The 17,692-nt window shown below is 56.6% G+C and carries 19 protein-coding genes and 1 other annotated feature; of the genes, 11 read left to right on the top strand and 8 right to left on the bottom strand.

The window, feature by feature from the left end; all coding sequences use genetic code 11:
- Positions 1-30: 30 nt before the first annotated feature.
- Positions 31-1,260 (top strand): DUF3748 domain-containing protein, encoded by a 1,230-nt coding sequence (locus HV340_RS00065; RefSeq protein WP_072255759.1) that lies wholly within the window; start codon positions 31-33, stop codon positions 1,258-1,260.
- 10 nt (positions 1,261-1,270) lie between these two features.
- Here HV340_RS00065 and HV340_RS00070 read toward each other — a convergent pair whose 3' ends face one another.
- Positions 1,271-1,588 carry a YceK/YidQ family lipoprotein gene (locus HV340_RS00070; RefSeq protein WP_025202651.1) on the bottom strand — a complete coding sequence of 106 codons (318 nt, stop codon included), beginning with the start codon at positions 1,586-1,588 and terminating at the stop codon, positions 1,271-1,273.
- Between the two features lie 248 nt (positions 1,589-1,836).
- Positions 1,837-1,909 (top strand) — a sequence feature (ROSE (Repression Of Heat Shock gene Expression) occurs in the 5'-region of heat shock genes and acts as an RNA thermometer to modulate expression.).
- On the opposite strand from HV340_RS00070, the gene ibpA reads away from it, so the two are divergent.
- From ibpA to HV340_RS00085, 3 genes are all read left to right on the top strand, one after another.
- Entirely contained in the window at positions 1,903-2,313 is a 411-nt protein-coding gene (gene ibpA, locus HV340_RS00075; protein ID WP_008500162.1) for a small heat shock chaperone IbpA, read from the top strand. (Overlaps the previous feature by 7 nt.)
- A 136-nt stretch (positions 2,314-2,449) precedes the next feature.
- Entirely contained in the window at positions 2,450-2,878 is a 429-nt protein-coding gene (gene ibpB, locus HV340_RS00080; protein WP_025202652.1) for a small heat shock chaperone IbpB, read from the top strand.
- A gap of 152 nt (positions 2,879-3,030) precedes the next feature.
- The gene (locus tag HV340_RS00085; RefSeq protein ID WP_020882744.1) at positions 3,031-4,692 is read left to right on the top strand and encodes a putative transporter; all 1,662 of its coding nucleotides are present in this window, start codon (positions 3,031-3,033) and stop codon (positions 4,690-4,692) included.
- Here HV340_RS00085 and HV340_RS00090 read toward each other — a convergent pair.
- Positions 4,660-5,406, bottom strand: a complete 747-nt coding sequence (locus HV340_RS00090; protein ID WP_014167973.1) for a GntR family transcriptional regulator — start codon at positions 5,404-5,406, stop codon at positions 4,660-4,662. The genes HV340_RS00085 and HV340_RS00090 overlap by 33 nt on opposite strands.
- 223 nt (positions 5,407-5,629) lie before the next feature.
- Here HV340_RS00090 and HV340_RS00095 point away from each other — a divergent pair, with 223 nt between their 5' ends.
- The 4 genes from HV340_RS00095 to HV340_RS00110 all read left to right on the top strand — a co-directional run bounded on the left by HV340_RS00095 (position 5,630) and on the right by HV340_RS00110 (position 9,347).
- On the top strand, positions 5,630-7,252 hold the full coding sequence (locus HV340_RS00095) for an alpha-glucoside-specific PTS transporter subunit IIBC (RefSeq protein ID WP_047742693.1): 1,623 nt from the start codon (positions 5,630-5,632) through the stop codon (positions 7,250-7,252).
- Positions 7,249-8,571 carry a 6-phospho-alpha-glucosidase gene (locus HV340_RS00100; RefSeq protein WP_059305819.1) on the top strand — a complete coding sequence of 441 codons (1,323 nt, stop codon included), beginning with the start codon at positions 7,249-7,251 and terminating at the stop codon, positions 8,569-8,571. Before HV340_RS00095 ends, HV340_RS00100 begins: the two co-directional genes overlap by 4 nt.
- Before the next feature lie 91 nt (positions 8,572-8,662).
- On the top strand, positions 8,663-9,010 hold the full coding sequence (locus HV340_RS00105) for a YidH family protein (RefSeq protein ID WP_020882741.1): 348 nt from the start codon (positions 8,663-8,665) through the stop codon (positions 9,008-9,010).
- The gene (locus HV340_RS00110) at positions 9,000-9,347 is read left to right on the top strand and encodes a DUF202 domain-containing protein (RefSeq protein WP_014167977.1); all 348 of its coding nucleotides are present in this window, start codon (positions 9,000-9,002) and stop codon (positions 9,345-9,347) included. Before HV340_RS00105 ends, HV340_RS00110 begins: the two co-directional genes overlap by 11 nt.
- On the opposite strand, the gene dsdA is transcribed toward HV340_RS00110, so the two are convergent.
- Both dsdA and dsdX read right to left on the bottom strand, forming a co-directional pair.
- Positions 9,331-10,623: a D-serine ammonia-lyase gene (gene dsdA, locus HV340_RS00115; protein WP_032680040.1), complete on the bottom strand. Its 1,293-nt coding sequence runs from the start codon at positions 10,621-10,623 to the stop codon at positions 9,331-9,333. The genes HV340_RS00110 and dsdA overlap by 17 nt on opposite strands.
- A gap of 17 nt (positions 10,624-10,640) precedes the next feature.
- Positions 10,641-11,978, bottom strand: coding sequence for a D-serine transporter DsdX (dsdX, locus tag HV340_RS00120; protein WP_014167979.1), 1,338 nt, complete (start codon positions 11,976-11,978; stop codon positions 10,641-10,643).
- Between the two features lie 204 nt (positions 11,979-12,182).
- Here dsdX and dsdC point away from each other — a divergent pair, with 204 nt between their 5' ends.
- Together dsdC and HV340_RS00130 are read left to right on the top strand one after the other, a co-directional pair.
- Positions 12,183-13,109, top strand: a complete 927-nt coding sequence (dsdC, locus tag HV340_RS00125; protein ID WP_047355944.1) for a DNA-binding transcriptional regulator DsdC — start codon at positions 12,183-12,185, stop codon at positions 13,107-13,109.
- An 85-nt stretch (positions 13,110-13,194) separates the two neighbouring features.
- A complete protein-coding gene (locus HV340_RS00130) occupies positions 13,195-14,283 on the top strand; it encodes a cellulase family glycosylhydrolase (protein ID WP_059305820.1) in 1,089 nt (362 codons plus the stop codon).
- On the opposite strand, the gene emrD is transcribed toward HV340_RS00130, so the two are convergent.
- From emrD to tisB, 4 genes are all read right to left on the bottom strand, one after another.
- Entirely contained in the window at positions 14,186-15,370 is a 1,185-nt protein-coding gene (gene emrD / locus HV340_RS00135; RefSeq protein ID WP_020882737.1) for a multidrug efflux MFS transporter EmrD, read from the bottom strand. The two genes, HV340_RS00130 and emrD, sit on opposite strands and share 98 nt — an antisense overlap.
- 175 nt (positions 15,371-15,545) lie before the next feature.
- The gene (locus HV340_RS00140; protein WP_025206528.1) at positions 15,546-16,379 is read right to left on the bottom strand and encodes an EamA family transporter; all 834 of its coding nucleotides are present in this window, start codon (positions 16,377-16,379) and stop codon (positions 15,546-15,548) included.
- 62 nt (positions 16,380-16,441) lie between these two features.
- On the bottom strand, positions 16,442-16,888 hold the full coding sequence (locus HV340_RS00145; RefSeq protein WP_014167984.1) for a GNAT family N-acetyltransferase: 447 nt from the start codon (positions 16,886-16,888) through the stop codon (positions 16,442-16,444).
- 64 nt (positions 16,889-16,952) lie between these two features.
- The gene (tisB, locus tag HV340_RS00150; RefSeq protein WP_020684667.1) at positions 16,953-17,042 is read right to left on the bottom strand and encodes a type I toxin-antitoxin system toxin TisB; all 90 of its coding nucleotides are present in this window, start codon (positions 17,040-17,042) and stop codon (positions 16,953-16,955) included.
- A gap of 524 nt (positions 17,043-17,566) precedes the next feature.
- On the opposite strand from tisB, the gene ivbL reads away from it, so the two are divergent.
- Positions 17,567-17,665, top strand: a complete 99-nt coding sequence (ivbL, locus tag HV340_RS00155) for an ilvB operon leader peptide IvbL (RefSeq protein WP_071605430.1) — start codon at positions 17,567-17,569, stop codon at positions 17,663-17,665.
- Positions 17,666-17,692: the final 27 nt, after the last annotated feature.

Consider the following 17,692-nt stretch of genomic DNA (forward strand, 5'->3'; position numbering starts at 1 on the left):
GATGCGATAACTGCGCATCAGGGTAACGCCATGAAACAAATCACCTTCGCCTCCCATCATCACCAGCTTACCAATATCAATACCTGGACGCCGGACAGCCAGTGGCTGGCCTACGATGTGCGTCCGTCCGGCGCATCGTTTACCGGTGAAACTATTGAGCGGGTCAATGTTATTACGGGTGACGTCGAGGTGATCTATCGCACCAGTCACGGCGCGCATGTTGGCGTGGTGACCGTTCATCCGCAGCAGGACAAATATGTCTTTATCCACGGCCCGGAAAACCCGGATGCAGACTGGCACTACGATTTTCATCATCGTCAGGGCGTGGTTGTACACAACGGTCAGGTGAGTAACCTGGATGCCATGGATATCACGCCGCCTTATACCGCAGGCGCGCTGCGTGGCGGCAGCCACGTGCACGTTTTTAGCCCTGACGGACAGTTCGTGAGCTTTACCTACAACGACCATGTATTGCATGAGCGTGACCCGAAGCTCGATTTACGTAATGTCGGCGTCGCAGTACCTTTTGGCCCGGTGATGCCGCAGGGGACGCATCCACGTGAATATTCCGGCACCTTCTGGAGCGTGCTGGTGAGCCGCACGACGCCCGCGCCTCAGCCCGGCAGCGATGAGATCAACCGAGCCTATGAAGAGGGCTGGGTGGGCAATGACAGGCTGGCGTTTATCGGCGATACCGTGTCTGCGACAGGCGAGAAAGTGCCAGAACTGTTTATTGTGGATCTGCCCAACGACGAGCAGGGATGGAAACGCGCGGGCGATGCGCCGCTGCAGGGGGCTCCTGAGACGCTGCCTGCGCCCCCGGCGGGTGTCATGCAGCGCCGGCTGACCTTTACCCACCAGCGGGCATTCCCGGGGCTGGTAAACGTGCCGCGTCACTGGGTGCGCTGTAACCCGCAGGGGACGCAGATTGCGTTTCTGATGCGTGATGATAAGGGCATTGTGCAGCTGTGGCTTATCGCTCCAGAAGGCGGCGAACCACGCCAGTTGACGCATAACGAAAGTGACATTCAGTCGGCATTTACCTGGCACCCAGCCGGTCACTGTCTGGGATTTGTGCTGGAAGAGCGGATTGCCTGCTGTGATGCGCAAACCGGAGAGGTGACGTTTTTGACGTCCGATCACGGCAATCCACCGTCTGGTGATGCGGTCGTGTTTTCCCCGGACGGGCGTTTTATTGCATGGATGGAAGAGACAGAAGGTTTCCGTCAGCTTTGGCTAACGGAAACCGGGCAGCGTTAACGCGTTGGCGTTAAGCGGGTGGAATGACGGAATTGGTGGCCAGATTTTGCTGCTCGCTTTTCTCTACCCGCGAGCGCACGGAGCTGTCCTTACGGAACATATCCCACGGCAGCAAAAGCGTATCGGCCACAGCCGTAAACGGCATATCCAGGATGACCAGGGATTTTGTGCCCCAGTTGGTATCGTCATCGGAGATCATCTCAGCGCTGGCACGCGTCCCCGGATATGTTCCTTCTTTACCGCCGGTGTGAGACATCACGCTCGAACACCCGCAAAGTAAAACAACCCCGCTGAACGTCGTCAGCTTTATCAGAACATTTTTCATCATCACTCAGTCATCGTTAATGGCACTGCATAAACCTGCAACTCAGGGTTATAGCGAGCCTCGTTCAAAATGGATAGCCCGATAACCCCGCACTGTGGCAGCCATCGCAATTTAACCCTTTGTGCTGTTGTCCCAGTCTAAGCGAGATGCACGAAAGTGCAAAAAAAAGTGCGCCCGCTGCGCTTGAAAAGACCGGTTCCAGACCCATTTTAAGAATGTAACCCGATAACGAACACGCCTGCGGGGTGTTCAGGGGCACACTGGCCTGTCCATGGTGGAAGGCTACAATTTCTCGCTGATTTCAGGAGCTTTTATTTATGCGTAACTTCGATCTTTCCCCGCTATACCGTTCTGCAATTGGTTTTGACCGCCTGTTTAACCATTTAGAAAATAACCAAAGCCAGAGCAACGGCTACCCTCCATACAATGTTGAACTGGTTGATGAAAACCACTACCGCATCGCCATTGCCGTCGCCGGTTTTGCAGAGAACGAACTGGAGATCACCGCGCAGGACAACCTGCTGGTGGTGAAAGGTTCACATACGGCTGAGCAGAAAGAACGTACCTACCTTTATCAGGGTATCGCCGAGCGCAACTTTGAACGCAAGTTCCAGTTAGCCGAGAACATTCACGTGAAAGGCGCGAACCTGGTCAACGGCCTGCTGTTTATCGAACTGGAACGTGTGATTCCGGAAGAGAAAAAACCGCGCCGTATCGAGATCAACTGATTATGCGGGTCGCGCGAGCGGCCCACCCAGAATTGCTTGCCGTAATGGGAGCATATGTGAATCCATGAGGATTTGCAGGAACAACTGCGCACAAAAATAAACTGTGCCGAACTCGCTTCTCAGAAGGAGATTTAGTATGCGTAACTACGATTTATCCCCCCTGCTGCGTCAGTGGATTGGTTTTGACAAACTGGCTAATGCCCTGCAAAGCACCACCGAGCAACAGACGTTTCCGCCGTACAACATCGAAAAAAGCGATGACAACCACTATCGCATTACCCTTGCGCTGGCCGGGTTCCGCCAGGACGATCTGGATATTCAGCTTGAAGGCACGCGCCTGACCGTGAAAGGTACGCCGGAAAAACAAGAAACCGAGACCAAATGGCTGCACCAGGGCCTGGTTAATCAGCCGTTTAGCCTGAGCTTTACTCTGGCTGACCATATGGAAGTGTCCGGCGCGACATTTACCAACGGGCTGCTGCATATCGACCTGACCCGCAACGTGCCGGAAGCCATTGCACCGCAGCGTATCGCCATTAGCGAGCGTCCTGCGCTGAACAGTTAACCCTCTGCGGGTTGTTGCCTCTCCCACAGGGAGAGGATGAAAAGATAACGCCCTGCCCCGGCAGGGCTTTTTTGTGCGCCATCGCCCATACAACCGCGTGCGGCTCTGAGAGAATCCGTAGCATAACTAAGGTTATGCACAGGAAGTGGATCATGAGTGATATCGCGTTAACCGTTAGCGTGTTGGCCCTGGTCGCAGTGGTGGGTCTGTGGATTGGCAATGTTAAAATCCGCGGCGTCGGATTTGGGATAGGCGGGGTGCTGTTCGGCGGGATTTTTGTTGGCCATTTTGCCGACCAGCTTGGGCTGGTGCTCAGCGCCGAAATGCTCCATTTCATCCAGGAATTCGGTCTGATCCTCTTCGTCTACACCATCGGTATTCAGGTGGGGCCTGGCTTTTTCGCTTCCCTTCGGGTCTCCGGATTACGGCTGAACCTGTTTGCCTTCGGCATTGTAGTGATGGGAGGGCTGGTCACCGCCATTCTGCATAAGCTCTTCGATATTCCGCTGCCGGTGGTGCTGGGTATTTTCTCCGGGGCGGTCACCAATACGCCTGCACTGGGTGCAGGGCAGCAAATTTTGCGCGATCTTGGCATCTCTCCCGGTATTGTCGACCAGATGGGGATGAGCTACGCCATGGCCTATCCGTTTGGGATTTGCGGCATTCTTCTCTCCATGTGGCTGGTGCGGGTACTCTTTCGCATTAACGTCGAAAACGAGGCGAAAGACCACGAAACCACGCTCACCAACGGTCATATGCCGATCAAAACCATCAACATTCGCGTCGATAACCCCAACCTCAACAATATGGCGATTCAGGATGTGCCGATCCTGAACAGCGCCAATATTATCTGCTCACGCCTTAAACGTGACGATATGCTGATGGTACCTGCGCCCGGGACCATTATTCAGCAGGGTGACCTGCTGCACCTGGTCGGACAGCCCGGGGATTTAAACAACGCGCGGCTGGTGATTGGTCAGGAGGTGGAGACCTCACTTTCCACACGCGGCACCGATATGCGCGTAGAGCGCGTCGTGGTGACCAACGAGCACGTGCTTGGCAAGAAAATACGCGATTTGCAGGTTAAAGAGCGCTATGACGTCGTGATCTCCCGTCTTAACCGTGCTGGGGTGGAACTGGTCGCCAGCCCGGAAGCCAGCCTGCAGTTCGGCGATATCCTGAACCTGGTTGGGCGCCCGTCATCCATTGATGCGGTAGCGGACATGGTGGGTAACGCCCAGCAAAAACTGCAGCAGGTGCAGATGTTGCCGGTCTTTATCGGTATCGGGCTGGGAGTGCTGCTTGGCTCCATTCCGCTGTATGTCCCGGGTTTTCCGGTTGCGCTCAAGCTGGGCCTGGCGGGTGGACCGCTGATTATGGCACTGATCCTCGGGCGTATCGGCTGTATCGGTAAGCTCTACTGGTTTATGCCGCCGAGCGCCAACCTGGCGCTGCGCGAGCTGGGGATTGTGCTGTTTCTGGCGGTGGTCGGCCTGAAATCCGGGGGCGATTTTATCGATACCCTGGTGAAGGGCGAGGGGATGAGTTGGGTTGGCTACGGGATATTTATCACGGCGATCCCGCTCCTGACGATGGGGATCCTGGCGCGGATGTTCGCCAAAATGAACTATCTGACGCTCTGCGGCATGCTCGCCGGATCAATGACTGACCCACCCGCACTGGCCTTTGCCAACAACCTGCACGCCACCAGCGGCGCGGCGGCGCTGTCATACGCCACGGTCTACCCGCTGGTGATGTTCCTGCGCATTATTACCCCGCAGCTACTGGCGGTGCTGTTCTGGGGGATGAGTTAGCAGATCGTCCGGGTGGATGCGCCGCAGATGGTAGTCCACCTGGTAATCACGGGTATTACGGAACATCACGGAATAATTGAGAAATTCGCCGCTGTCGCTGTAGGAAAGAGACGTTATCCGCAGCAGCGGCGTCTGTTCCGGCAGGTTCAGGTAACCGGCGAGCTGTTTATCTGCCAGCACCGGCGTCAGGCTCTCGTAGTTGCCGCTGATGGTTATCCCGCACTCTTTCTCGATGTAATCAAACTTCGACCCCTCCAGATGTGCCAGTGAAAGCGTGCGGAACAGCTTCACGGGCATAAAGCTGTCCTCCAGCATCAGGGGCTTTCCGTCGACATAACGCACCCGGCGCGAGAAGTAGATTCGCTCATCCACCTGAATGCGGAGCTGGCTGGCGATAGCGGGCGGAGCGGGCATCACTTCGAACTGTAGCACCTTGCTCTGCACCTCTTTTCCCTGCTGGCGCAGCACCTCCACCAGCCCGGTCAGATTGGTGGTTTCGTGGTGGACATCTTTACGCGCCACGAATGTCCCGCTACCGTGTCGGCGTTCAACCAGCCCCCAGTTCACCAGTAGATCCAGCGCCTTTCGAATGGTCATCCGCGCCACGCCAAACTCCTGCGCCAGCGCTTTCTCACCCGGCAGCGGACTCCCGATATTGTAGTCCGACGAATTCAGCCGCAGCCGCAACCTGTCAGCGATAGATTTGTAGATCACCAGTAGACCTCTCTGCCCGTATTAACGCGTGGATTGCGTCCTGACATGTCCATATTAACAACGAAAAGTAGACCTGACTGGTCAAAATAAAACCATGAATGCGATCACGAATCGCAGCGGCACGTCATGTTCGCCCATGGGTAAATTCTTATGCTCACTTCAGGCCCAGCAAAAAATCATAAAGGCCTCTACCCCCTACAGGTTGTTACGTGAGGATTTAAAAATGCTCAGTCAAATACAACGTTTTGGCGGCGCCATGTTTACCCCGGTGTTGTTATTTCCCTTTGCCGGGATCGTGGTCGGGATCGCCATCATGCTTCGCAACCCGCTGTTTGTGGGCGAGGCCTTAACCGCCCCCGATAATCTGTTCGCGCAAATTGTTCACATCATTGAAGAGGGCGGCTGGGCGGTGTTTCGCAATATGCCGCTGATTTTTGCCGTGGGTTTACCGATTGGTCTGGCGAAGCAGGCGCAGGGCCGCGCCTGCCTGGCGGTGCTGATCAGTTTTCTGACCTGGAACTACTTTATCAATGCGATGGGGATGACATGGGGTCATTTCTTTGGCGTCGACTTCGCCGCTGAGCCCACTGCCGGCAGCGGACTGGCCATGATTGCCGGTATCAAAACGCTCGATACCAGCATCATTGGGGCGATTGTGATTTCGGGGATTGTCACCGCCATCCACAACCGCTATTTCGACAAGCAGTTGCCTGTTTTCCTGGGGATTTTTCAGGGCACCTCGTTTGTCGTTATCCTCGCGTTCTTTGTGATGATCCCCTGCGCCTGGCTGACGCTGCTGGGCTGGCCGAAAGTGCAGCTGGGCATTGAGTCCCTGCAGGCCTTTTTACGCTCTGCCGGTGCGCTGGGAGTGTGGGTTTATACCTTCCTGGAACGCATTCTGATCCCTACCGGATTACACCACTTTGTCTACGGTCCGTTTATCTTTGGCCCGGCAGCGGTCGAGGGCGGCATCCAGGTTTATTGGGCGCAGCATCTTCAGGAATTTAGCCAAAGCACGCTGCCGCTGAAAACCCTGTTCCCGGAAGGCGGTTTTGCGCTTCACGGCAACGCCAAAGTGTTTGGCTCTGTCGGGATTGCGCTGGCGCTCTGGTACACCGCATCACCGGAAAACCGCGTCAAAGTGGCAGGCCTGCTGATCCCGGCCACGCTGACCGCCGTGCTGGTGGGCATTACCGAGCCGCTGGAATTCACCTTCCTGTTCATTTCGCCGCTGCTGTTTGCCGTCCACGCCGTTCTGGCCGCCACGATGGCGACGGTGATGTACATCTTCGGCGTCGTGGGCAACATGGGCGGCGGACTGCTGGACCAGTTCCTGCCGCAAAACTGGATCCCCATGTTCCACAACCACGCCTCGACGGTATTCACCCAGATGGGTATCGGTCTTTGCTTCACCGGCCTCTATTTCGTGGTCTTCAAAACGCTGATTGAACGGTTGAACCTTAAAACCCCGGGCCGTGAAGAGAGCGAAGTCAAACTTTACAGCAAGGCGGATTATAAAGCGGCACGCGGGCAAACCACCGCACCGGCTGCCGCCAGCCAGCAGGTTGGGCAAGCCGCCGGATTCCTGCAGGCGCTGGGCGGCGCGGCCAATATCGAAAGCATTAATAACTGCGCCACCCGCTTACGTATCGCGCTGGTCGACATGGCGCAAACCCAAAGCGATGACGTCTTTAAGGCCCTGGGCGCACACGGTGTGGTGCGACGCGGCAACGGCATTCAGGTGATTGTTGGACTGCACGTTCCTCAGGTGCGAGACCAGCTTGAATCGCTGATGAAAACCCCTTCAACAAACGAACAAACTACCCTGACAGAGGCTATATCATGAAAAAATTCTCAGTTGTCATTGCAGGCGGCGGCAGTACCTTCACGCCGGGGATCGTCCTGATGCTGTTAGCCAACCGTGACCGTTTTCCGCTGCGCGCGCTGAAATTCTATGACAACGACGGCGCACGTCAGGAGACCATCGCCGAGGCGTGCAAGATCATCCTTAAAGAGCAGGCTCCGGAGATTGAGTTTAGCTATACCACCGATCCTGAAGCAGCCTTTACCGACGTCGATTTTGTGATGGCACATATCCGCGTGGGGAAATACCCGATGCGTGAAAAAGACGAGAAAATCCCCCTGCGTCACGATGTGCTGGGTCAGGAGACCTGCGGACCCGGCGGGATCGCCTACGGCATGCGCTCTATTGGCGGCGTGCTGGAGCTGGTCGATTATATGGAGCAATACTCCCCGAATGCGTGGATGCTGAACTACTCGAATCCGGCGGCCATCGTGGCTGAAGCGACCCGTCGCCTGCGACCCAACGCCAAAATCCTCAACATCTGCGATATGCCCATCGGCATTGAAGGGCGTATGGCGCAGATAGTCGGCCTTAAAGACCGTAAAGAGATGCGCGTGCGTTACTACGGGCTGAACCACTTCGGATGGTGGACATCCATTGAAGATGCAAACGGCAATGATTTAATGCCGAAACTGCGCGAATATGTCGCGAAAAATGGCTATGTGCCGCCCTCTGACAATGCCCATACCGAAGCCAGCTGGAACGACACGTTCGCGAAGGCAAAAGATGTGCAGGCGCTGGATCCTGACACCATGCCAAACACCTATTTGAAATATTACCTGTTCCCGGACTACGTGGTCGCGCACTCCAATCCGGAACGCACGCGCGCTAACGAGGTGATGGATCACCGTGAGAAGCATGTGTTCAGCGCCTGCCGGGCGATTATCGAAGCCGGTGTATCATCCGCCGGGGAGCTGGAAATCGACGAACATGCGTCGTACATCGTCGATCTGGCGACTGCGATTGCCTTCAACACTCAGGAGCGCATGCTGCTGATTGTGCCCAACAACGGTGCCATTCATAACTTTGATGCCGACGCGATGGTAGAAATTCCGTGCCTGGTCGGTCATAACGGGCCGGAGCCGTTAACGGTGGGCGACATTCCACACTTCCAGAAAGGGTTGATGAGCCAACAGGTAGCGGTGGAAAAACTGGTAGTGGATGCCTGGGAGCAGCGCTCGTACCAGAAATTGTGGCAGGCGATTACGCTGTCGAAAACGGTGCCGAGCGCCTCCGTTGCGAAAGCGATTCTGGATGATCTGATCGAGGCCAACAAAGCGTACTGGCCAGCGCTGCATTAATCGTCCTGACCGGCATCGCCCGATGCCGGTCTCCTTGTCCTTGTCGATTTACGCTATGCTGGAACCTGCCTGTAGCAGACAAGGAATCTTCATGAAAATTTCCCGCCTCGGTGAAGCCCCTGACTACCGCTTCTCGCTGGCTAATGAGCGTACGTTCCTCGCATGGATCCGCACCGCGTTGGGCTTTCTCGCCGCGGGTGTGGGGCTTGACCAGCTCGCGCCTGATTTTGCCACGCCGCTGATCCGCGAAGTGCTGGCGTTGCTGCTGTGCCTGTTTGCCGGTGTGCTGGCCATTTACGGCTACCTGCGCTGGCTGCGTAACGAAAAGGCGATGCGGCTCAAGCAGGATCTCCCGTATACGCGTGGGTTACTCATCATCAGCATGATTTTGCTGGCGGTAGCGGGTGTGGTGATGGTGCTGGTGTTGTATGGTGGATAACCGCAAAGCGCGACGCGAAGCCGACCCCGGCCTGCAGCCGGAGCGGACGTCGCTGGCCTGGCTGCGTACGTTACTGGGGTATGGCGCGCTGATTGCCCTCGCCATCAAGCACAACTGGCATCGCACAGGCGTGCCATTCTGGATCTCACTGGTCGTGCTGGCGCTTGTGGCGATCGTTTTGTGGCGCTATACCCGCAGTCGCAACGTAATGGATGTGACGCAGGACGATTTTGTACAGCCGAAGGCGGTGCGCGATAAGTTCCTGATCGCCCTCGCGGTGCTGTCGTTGTCACTGCTGTTTGCGGTCACCCATCTGCAGTTTATTTTTTCCCTTTAGCCAGGTACTTCGCCATCTCGTCTTCCGGCACCATTCCGCCGCCGGTTGCCCAGACCAGATGGGTCGCGTTCGCGGATGCGACAGGAACACGCAGCGGCCCGGCCATGCCCGCCAGCGCCGACGGCTCAAGGCGAATGCCTTCTTCCTGCGCCAGCCAGCCGAGCATGTCGTACATGCTTTGATCGGAAAGGGTATAGAACCCGTCAAGCAGCCGCTCCATCGCCCGGCCCACAAAGCCAGACGCGCGTCCAACCGCCAGCCCGTCGGCGGCCGTCACGTTGTCGATACCCAGATCCTGCACGGCGATGGCATCATGCAGCCCGGTGTAGACGCCCAGCAGCATGCACGGGGAGTGCGTCGGCTCGGCGAAGAAACAGTGTACGTTGTCGCCAAAGGCCAGCTTCAGGCCAAACGCCACGCCGCCAGGACCGCCACCGACGCCACAAGGCAAATAGACGTACAGCGGATGTTCCGCATCCACCACGCGGCCCTGCGCGGCAAACTGCGCTTTTAGCCGCTCGCCTGCCACCGCATAGCCGAGGAACAGCGTGCGGGAGTTCTCATCGTCGATAAAGAAACAGTTCGGATCGCTCTCCGCGGCCTTACGTCCTTGCTCCACCGCCACGCCGTAATCCTGCTCATATTCCACAACGATCACACCGTGGCTACGCAGTTTGGCTTTTTTCCACTCACGGGCATCGGCAGACATGTGCACCGTAACCTGAAAGCCGATGCGCGCGCTCATGATGCCAATGGACATCCCGAGGTTGCCGGTGGATCCCACCGCGATACTGTACTGGCTGAAGAACGCTTTAAAACGCGGTTCCAGCAGGATGCTGTAATCGTCTTCGACGCTCAGCAACCCTGCTTCCAGCGCCAGTTTTTCGGCGTGAGTCAGCACTTCATAGATGCCCCCGCGCGCTTTGATGGAGCCAGAGATAGGCAGATGACTGTCTTTTTTCAGCAGCAGCGTGCCGGGAATGGCCACCCCCGATTCGTTTTCCAGCCTTTTCTGCATCGCCGGGATAGCCACCAGCTCGGACTCGATAATCCCCTGCGTGGCCGCCGTTTCGGGGAACGCTTTTGCCAGATACGGCGCAAAGCGGTTAAGGCGTGCATGCGCATCGTCCACATCGGCTTTGCTCAGCCCGACATACGGCAACCCTTCAGCAAGCGAGGTGGTGCGCGGGTTTAGCCAGGTGGTCTCTTTCAGGGCAATCAGATCCTCAATCAGAGGGAACTGTGCGGTTAAGGTGCTGATAGTTGCGTTTTCCATAGTACGTCTCTTCGCGCTCAGATAATGAAAGAAAGCAGGAATGTGCTGCCAAGTGCAAGTACCGAGGCGATAAACGTCGCCGTCGTATAGTACTTCAGGGTCTCGTTCAGGCTGGCACCGCAGTACTGCTTCACCAGCCAGAAGAGGGAATCGGTCACGATCGTGCAGCCAATGGCACCGGAACCGATGGCAATGGTGATGATCTCCGGACTGACGTTAGGATAGAGCGGCAGCATGGGTGCGACGATGGCGGTTGCGCCCATCATCGCCACCGTGGCCGACCCCACCGCCGCGTGCAGAACCAGCGCCACCAGCCACGCGAGCAGGATCGGGTGCATATTCAGGTTCGACAGAATGTGCGCCAGGGTATCGGCCAGGCCGCTGGTTTTGAGGATGGCGTTAAACGCGCCGCCCGCGCCGATTATCAACAGAATGTTGGCGATGGCGCCAAAGCCATGCTCGGTATGGGTCAGCATCGTACCCATCCCCATATGCTGGCGCAGCCCCAGCAGGTAATAGGCGACGAACACGGCGATGAACATGGCGGTGATCGGGTTACCGATAAATTCCAGCAGCGTATACAGCGTGCCTTCTCTTGCCATATTCAGCTCGGCGAGGGTCTTCACCAGCATCAGGCCGATGGGCAGCAGCACGGTAAACAGCGTGGCTCCCAGCGAGGGCAGCGTATGTTCTTCACGAACATTGAGGTCAGAAAATTCAGCCGGGACGGCTTTGAAGGGCAGGCGATCGCCCAGCAATTTCAGGAACAGCGGGCCGCCAACCAGCGAGGCCAGCAGGCCAACCATCAGACCGTAGACGATAACCGTCCCCACGTCCGCCCCCAGCTTATTCGTGACAAACAGGGCTGCCGGGTGCGGCGGAACCACGCAGTGCACCGCCATCAGCGCGGTACAGAGGGGAATGGCCAGCTTCAGCAGCGAGGTATGGGTCTTTTTGGCGATGGAGAAGGCCAGCGGGATCAGCAGGACGACGCCGACTTCAACAAACAGCGTAATGCCGCAGATAAGCCCCACCAGTACCATGATGACATCGGCTGACAGCCAGCGGCAACGCTGAAGCGCTATCCCAATGCGTTCTGCCGCACCGGACACCTCCATCATCTTGCCGAGGATGGTGCCAAGCCCAATCACCGCCGCCAGGAAGCCGAGCGTGCCGCCAATACCGCTTTCAATGGCATTTACCATGTCCAGCGGGCGCATTCCCATCATGGCACCGACAAAAAAGCTCGCCAGCAGCAGCGCCAGGAACGGGTGAAACTTCAGTTTTACGATAGTTAATACGATTAACGCGATGCTGATGAGCAGCGTCGCCACAACCCAGACCTGAGCACCCATATCTCACCTCACCCTTATGTTATTTACGGGTATTGGACGAAAAATCAGCGGGTGCTGACAAACGATATAAATTGCCTTTCAGGTGAGCCAGATTGGATCAAGCGCGTGACTGGACTCAAAAAAGCGCACTTAATACGTGTTTGGTTCACATAAATTCAACTTTGAGCGGTATCCTGAGCAGCAAAAGTCCGTGTGAGAAGTGCGATGAATGACGCAAATGAAGGTCGAAACCGGCTGTTAAACGGCTGGCAGCTGTCAAAAATGTATACGTTTGAAGTGGCCGCCCGCCACGAGTCCTTCGCGCTGGCGGCGGAGGAGCTGTCGCTCAGCCCCAGTGCGGTGAGTCACCGTATCAACCTGCTGGAAGAGGAGTTAGGGATAGCGCTGTTTGTCCGCTCCCACCGTAAAGTGGAGCTGACGCAGGAGGGGAAACGCGTCTACTGGACGCTGAAATCGTCGCTGGATACGTTGAACCAGGAGATCCTGGATATCAAGAACCAGGCGCTGTCCGGCACGTTGACGGTTTACTCTCGCCCGTCGATTGCCCAGTGCTGGCTGGTGCCTATGCTCGGGGATTTCACCCGACGTTATCCCGCGATCTCGCTGACCATCCTGACCGGCAATGAAAACGTCAACATGCAGCGAACCGGTATCGATCTGGCGCTCTATTTCGACGATACGCCGCCAGCCAATTTGACGCATCATTTCCTGATGGACGAGGCGATTTTACCCGTCTGCTCGCCGGCGTATGCCCGGGAACATGACCTGCTGAAAAATCCCGGCCACCTCAGCCACTGTACGCTCCTGCACGATCGCCAGGCCTGGAGCAATGATTCCGGTACCGATGAATGGCTCAGCTGGGCGGCGCATTTTGCAGTGAACATGCCATCATCATCGGGCATTGGCTTCGATCGCTCTGATTTAGCGATTGTCGCGGCAATGAACCATGTCGGGGTCGCGATGGGGCGAAAACGGCTGGTACAAAAGCGGCTCGAACGCGGTGAGTTGATTGCACCGTTTGGGGAGAAAACGCTTAAATGCCATCAGCATTACTACATGTCGACCCTGCCAGGACGACAGTGGCCGAAAATTGATGCCTTTATTAGCTGGCTGAGAGAACTGGCTGGCTGAAGAATTATTACGCTTTGGCGCTACACCAAATGTGAAAAAGCGTGCTAAATACAGGTAATGCTTTTGATTTCTCGCAAGGTACACCGTGTTAAAGCCTTTGATTGCCACTGCGTTACTGTTCTCTTCCGGCTGGGGGATTGCCGCTGAGCCACCGCTGACGGCTGCGCTTTATGCGCAAAAGCTGGGCGTGGGGATGGACGTAGACTGGGCGCGCACCGAGCGCGGCATTCGGGAGTTCGATCCGCTGGTGGTTCGCGATTTTCGTGCGAAGGGTATCAGCCATGTGCGTATCCGCGTGGCCGATGAACCGACGGAAGCGCGGCTGATTCATCTGCGTAAGCTGGTGGAAGCCTGCGAGCAATACGGGGTGATCCCGATTATCGCTTATCAGGCCGATGAATATAAAAACGACCCGAAAGCCGAGACGGAAAAAGAGGTGATTAACTGGTGGATTGCCGTGGCGCACTACTTCGGCCAAAGCTATCCCCTGCTGGGTTTTGACCTGATTTATGAACCGGCGGACAAGCTCAACCATAACGCCGCGTCGCTTAACCGGGTTTACGAGAAAACCGTCAAAGACATTCATGCAATTGATGCTAATCGCATGATCTTCATCGCGCCACGTCTGCGGGCTGCGCCAGAAGACCTCTCCAGCCTGAAACTCCCGGCGCACAGCCAAAATTATCTGCTGGCGGAGTGGCACATTTTCCCGTGGGGTCCGCTAAAGAGTAACGGTAAATATCCGTGGACGTCCGGGACGGTGGCGGAGAAAGCGGCTATCCATAATCGTATTGCGACCGCGCTGCACTGGCAGCAAAAAACCGGTCACGTCAGCTGGGTGGGCGGCTGGGGCGTAGGTGAATCAAATCACTTCACCCCAACCGCATCGCAAATGGCGTTTGCCTCGTTTATGGCCTGCGAACTGCAAAAGGCCAACATTCCCTACGCTATCAACGCGGATATTCAGTTTTACGACGGGGAAGAGGGCGCCTGGCGTCCTGCACCAGAGCCGCTGCTGCAGGCCATGATCGCGCCTGTTTGTGAAAAGCCCGGCGAGAAGCCGGGCCATCATGCAGTTAAACCGGCTGCTCGTGATGGGGAACACGCGACGCCAGCGGCAGCCAGCACAGTAAAATCAGCAGCCCCATCAGCGTCATCAGCAACCCCAGACTAGCCTGGCCAGTTTGCGGCATCATCGCCGAGAGCCAGGCCAGCGCGCCGGAACCGATGTTCTGCAGTCCCCCCACCAGTGCGCCCGCCGTGCCTGCGAGGAACGGGAACGGCTCCATTGCGCCGCTGGTGGCGAGCGGGAACAGCATCCCCGCGCCGAAGAAGAACAGCGCCGCCGGGATCAGCAGCGTCCAGACGGTCATCACGCCAAACAGCCCCGGGATCCACATCATCAGACCTGCCAGCAGGCAGCTGATCACCGACTGCCACATCAGCGTTGAGAAACGCTTGTTCTGACGGCCGGCAAACCAGGCACCAAAGAACGCGGCCGGGATGGGCAGAATAAACAGGATACTGACCACCATGCTGCTCAGGCCAAGCCCGGCACCCAGCAGCACGCCGGAGCAGGCTTCAAACACGGCAATACCCGCCAGGCCACCAACCAGCATCAGCAGATAACAGGTAAACGCGCCGTTGCCGAACAGCGTTTTATAGCTGGTGATAAGGCGGGTGCGTGGCGCGTCCGTTGGCCGGGTTTCCGGCATCCACCGCGCCATGCTGAAGGTCACAATTACGCACAGCACCAGCAGGAAAGCGTAGCAGGCACGCCAGGACCACATCGTATCGAGCAGGCCACCAATCAGCGGCGCCAGCAGAGGGCTCACCAGAATCCCCATATTTAACAAACTGTTGGCATGGCGGAGCTGGGTGCCCTGATAGAGATCGCGTGGCAGGGTTCGCGCCATCACCCCTCCGACGCCGGTGCCGACACCCTGCAGGGCGCTGGCGGCAATCAATATGGTCAGGTTATGGGTGGTAATGGCAATCACCGTCGCCACCATGAAAATGGACATACCCACCAGAATCACCGGGCGACGCCCGACGCGGTCAGACAGCGGTCCATAGAACAGCTGCGAAACGCCATAGGTCAGCAGATAAGCTGCCATTACGCTCTGTACTGCGCCCTCGCGGACGTTAAGTTCCTTTGCCATATCGGCGATCGCCGGAATGTAGATGGTTTGCGCCATCTGACCGACGGCCACCAGTAACACCAGCATCAACAATAAGTTAACGTTCCTGTGTTTTTTCATGTCGCTGAATACTTTTGCCAAAAGAGAGAAATAAAGAATAAGTGACTACGCATTCCCATAAATGCGCGAGGAATCTACCACAGAGAGATGACAAATTAAGCATTCCTGTGATGAATGTCAGAAGGGGTAAAGGCAGGATTTGTAAACAAGATCGGCAACTAATGTTGCCAGTGATTTATGCCAGGCGCAGCAGGATCGCCCCGCCCGCAATTCCCACTGCGGCCGCGATACGCAGGCCCGCAACCTTCTCTTTTAACAGCACAAATGCGATCAGCGCCCCGAAGAGGATGGATGTTTCACGCAGGGCGGCGACCACGGCCAGCGGAGCCTGGGTCATCGCCCAGAGCGCCAGCCCGTAAGAGCCCATGGTGCCGATCCCCCCGAGCAGCCCTTTTTTCCAGTGCGTACGCAGGTATCTGGAGGCTTCCCGTCGGCGCGCTATCATCGCCCACAAGAGCAGGCAGAAGCCATTCATAAAGAAGGTCCACAGCGTATAGCCCAGCGCGGTGTCTGATAACCGCACGCCGGTGCCATCGACCAGCGTATACCCGGCGATAAAGCAGGCGTTGAGCAGTGCAAGCCAGACCCCCTTACGCGACGTCATGCGGCCGTTCATGGCCATAGCCAGAATCGACAGGCAGATCACGGCGATGCCGGACCACGCGAGCCATGACAGGCTATCTCCCAGCACCAGCACGCTTATCAATGCCACCAGCAGCGGTGCCGTACCGCGCATCAGCGGATAGGTCTGGCTCATATCGGAGACCTGGTAGGTCTTTGCAACCAGCACCGTGTACACCACCTGCAGCGCGCAGGAGACCCCTAAAAACGGCCAGCTGGCAGCAGACGGCTGTGGGGAGAAGGGCAATAATACCAGGGCGATAAACGCGGCGGAACCGCTAACGCTGATTGCTGAATAGAGCTTGTCTGTACCGGCTTTAACAATGGCGTTCCAGCTGGCATGCAGCAGCGCGGCGAACAGTAAAATGCAGAAGACGGTAATGGTCATGGCGTATCTGGCGGTGAATTGTCACTCAACTGTAACATTCACAACCTGATGCTGCCAGCCGGTCACACCGCGCAAAACAGACGGTGTGTGACCCGTGGTTCATCCGAGACCAGCGTAAAGCCCGCCTGATGATAAAACCCGTATGCAGCGTCCGGCGCGTGGGTATTGAGAAAATCAAACCAGATGCTGGCATCGGCCATTACCACAGTCAGAAGCTGCTTACCAATGCCCAGCCCGCGGCACTTCTCGCTGACGTAGAGATGACGAATGCGGCCGGCGCGCGGCTGCTGGCTAAAGGGATCGCGGTTAAGACCGCATACGCCCACCAGCTTGCCGTTCAAAAAGGCGCCCAGCAGCTTTTCGCCCGGTGCGTTAAAACGGTTTTCACCGCGCTGCCAGTTCTCTTCCAGCCGGCGCAGCATGTTGAAATTCGATGCGATACTTTCGGCCTTTAAGGCGATATAGCCAGGTTCTTCTGGCGTGACAGGCTCAATTAACAGACGCGACATAGCATTCCCTCGTTATTAAAGAGGGGCGGTTGCCCGCCCCTCTCAGGTGCGACTTGAACCTGAATCACCGAAGGTATTTCAGGACAGCATCAAGTAGTTGCAGTACAGCAACAATGAGTTTGAGGATAAGTATCACCATATCCACTACGCTCATACGCGTCTCCTTTTGGTTAAAAGGAGCACGATGCTGGCGTACCTTTCCGCCGCCTGTGACCAGCACCTGGATTGACGTAACACAGTGTGCTCACTTCAGGGGGTTAAGGCACTGACGGCACCACCCGTTTCAGCCAGGACTTCGTTGCGCCGGTAGAACTGCGGCCCCCTCGCTCACTGCGAACACCCTCAGTATAGATAAATACTGTATGCATGAACAGTATTTTTTGGACAAAATTCAGAAGGCGGTCCATACTCAAAAACGTCAAAATCCGTGCCCGAATTGCGCGTTCGTCTTCGATCGCGTATACTTTTTGCGTTGACGTAACACAGTGTGTTCTGCGGCGACCAACCGCAAAACCTCTGAAAAAAACCTCGCTCAGGCGAGGTTTTTTGTTTTCTGCACGCAACAAACGAAACGTGATCTTCGACGCATTTTTGCGCAGATGAAAATATTTCCATTGTCATGCCCGAAAAGCTGTGTTTGTATAAATTCTATCAATAGATTCCAAACACAGGTCCCCAATGACAGCATCCATGTTCACCTCGACCCTACTAGCAACTGCGCAACCAGCCGCAGTGGTCGTCGTGCGTGTGGTGGTGGTCGTCGGCAATGCGCCGTAGGGACTGGATCAACACACGAATCCAAAA

The organism is Enterobacter sp. RHBSTW-00975 (assembly GCF_013615235.1).
In the GTDB taxonomy this organism is placed as follows: domain Bacteria; phylum Pseudomonadota; class Gammaproteobacteria; order Enterobacterales; family Enterobacteriaceae; genus Enterobacter; species Enterobacter ludwigii.